Origin of the sequence: Streptomyces sp. rh34 (genome assembly GCF_002551245.1) — a bacterium.
Taxonomy (GTDB): domain Bacteria; phylum Actinomycetota; class Actinomycetes; order Streptomycetales; family Streptomycetaceae; genus Streptomyces.
The window spans coordinates 1-1,066 of the sequence record NZ_NTGZ01000552.1 but is presented as its reverse complement, the minus strand read 5'-3'; the positions used below and the strand labels follow the sequence as shown (position 1 = coordinate 1,066).

Genomic DNA, 1,066 nt, shown 5'->3' with positions numbered 1-1,066 from the left:
AGCGGCGCCTCCGGGCCGACGACCACCAGCCCGGCGCCCAGCTCGGCCGCGAGGCGCGCGACGGCGTCACCGTCGAGCGCGTCGACCGGGTGCAGTTCGGCCACCTCTGCGATGCCGGCGTTGCCGGGGGCGCAGTACAGAGCGGTGACATCGGGGTCGAGGGACAGAGAGCGGCACAGGGCGTGTTCGCGGGCGCCGCCGCCGATGACGAGGACCTTCACGGGGTGCAGCCTATCCCGCCGGGCGCGAGGAGCCCCGACGACCGCCGGTCCGTGGACAGGCAGCCTCCCGCCCCCGCCGTCACCGCGTCCCTGCTCGCCACTGTTCCTCACTGCTCGTCACTGCTCGTTGGTGAACTCCTCCACGACCGTGGCGCCCAGCTCGCGGACGATCAGCTCGTGGCCGGAGAGGGCGGAGTCGATGAGATCCGGATCGTCGGCCTCCGGGGTGTCGTCCTCGGGAGCAACGGATCGCGGCGGCTCCGCCCCGTACGCACTGGGGGAGGCCTCGGGGGCGGGCGCGGCCTCCCGGCGCTGCGGCGGCGCGGAGGCGGGCGGCTGCTGCTGGGGCGGCGGGGGCTGTCCCTGCGACGAGGGCACGGGCTGCTGCGGGGCGGAGTGCTGGGGCCGGGGCTCGTACGCGACCGGGGCGGCGGGGACTGCCGGGGCGGGCTGGTACTGCGGGGCGGGGCGTCCGGCGCCTCCGCCGGGCCCCGGGGGTGTCCCGCCGCCACCGGAGGTGTCGATGACCGCTTCGATGCGCCACTGGGCGTTGAACCGTTCGGCGAGGGCCTGCTTGAGGATCTCCTCGCTGCCACTGCTCGCGAAGTTGTCCCGGGCTCCCGCGTTGAGGAAGCCGATCCGGAGGGTGGTCCCGTCGAACCCGGCGACCTGGGCGTTCTGGCTGAGCAGGATCCAGGTGAAGCGCCGGCGGCTCTTGACCGCCTCCAGGATGTCCGGCCACATGTTCTGCACCTGGGCGGCGCCCTGGGCCATGCTCTGCCCGCCCTCGGGTGCGGCCGGGGCGGCGGGGGCCGCCGGGGCGACCGGGGCCTGTCTCTTATACA

Annotated in this window: 2 pseudogenes; both read right to left on the bottom strand. The window is 75.2% G+C overall.

From position 1 onward, the window contains the following. Nucleotides 1-221, bottom strand: a pseudogene (locus CR470_RS38150) (phosphoribosylamine--glycine ligase N-terminal domain-containing protein); the annotation flags it as partial. A 117-nt stretch (nucleotides 222-338) separates the two neighbouring features. Further along, nucleotides 339-1,066 (bottom strand): annotated as a pseudogene (locus CR470_RS38145) (DNA polymerase III subunit gamma and tau); the annotation flags it as partial.